Origin of the sequence: Lactococcus sp., from assembly GCF_036648155.1 — a bacterium.
GTDB lineage: Bacteria > Bacillota > Bacilli > Lactobacillales > Streptococcaceae > Lactococcus > Lactococcus cremoris.
Window position 1 is genome coordinate 1 of record NZ_JAVXIY010000026.1, and the last position, 792, is coordinate 792.

At 33.5% G+C, this 792-nt stretch carries 2 protein-coding genes; both read right to left on the reverse strand.

The window, feature by feature from the left end; all coding sequences use genetic code 11:
• The coding region (locus RSC39_RS11910) for a hypothetical protein (RefSeq protein WP_332537437.1) at positions 1 to 355 on the reverse strand (355 nt) is incomplete at its 3' end.
• 8 nt (positions 356 to 363) lie between these two features.
• The gene (locus RSC39_RS11915) at positions 364 to 633 is read right to left on the reverse strand and encodes a mobilization protein (protein ID WP_240295778.1); all 270 of its coding nucleotides are present in this window, start codon (positions 631 to 633) and stop codon (positions 364 to 366) included.
• Positions 634 to 792: the final 159 nt, after the last annotated feature.

Here is a 792-nt window from a genome sequence, read left to right on the forward strand (position 1 = left end):
TTTCTTGTCTAATTTCTATATTGCCCAAATTATCAATTTCTATTAATTGGTTTGCTTTAAGGTAGTTAAAAATTAACTTGGAAAAGTACGAGACTCTACTTTGTCGTCCATATTTTTTCCCTGAAATGACAATTGAAATAAACAATCCATTGACCATGGAATGATCTTTCTTCGGTATCTCAATAATGATAGGAAAAATCAAATGTTCCCCTGAAAATATTGCTACTGGAGCATCGCCATTTTTTAAAGAAAAACTCACATCGAAATCAATATAATTATATTGATCGGCAGTATGTTCTAATTTTGAACCTGCTACTATTTCAAAAAACTGCCTCAAAAATTCATTTTTTTGCATTTTCCAACCTATAAACCAAAAAGCTGTCTATCTCGATCTTCCGTTAAATACTCGTTGAGTTCAGCAAGTATTTTTTCTTTATTGGCTTCATTGGCATTCATTTTTTTAATTAAATAAGAACCGAGCAAAATTTTACGCCTAGTATCATCCTTACGTTCCTGTTCTTTTTTCTTGGTACGTTCTCTTGCTTCAATAGCCTGTTTCTGAGCTTTTAACTGTTTCAGCTTCTCTAACTGGGCTTCAATTTTCTTTTCAATATTTTCAGTTGATTTTGTCATAACGTCCAATTTCGGGATATAGAAAACCACTCAAGCATAAGGCTCTATGAATTGGAATTCAAGCGAGCTATATGCTATCGTGTTTTTCATGAAATGCGCACTTACGACTTGAACTTCGTTCAAATCAAAATTGCGCAAGGGGACACCCCTTAACCCCAA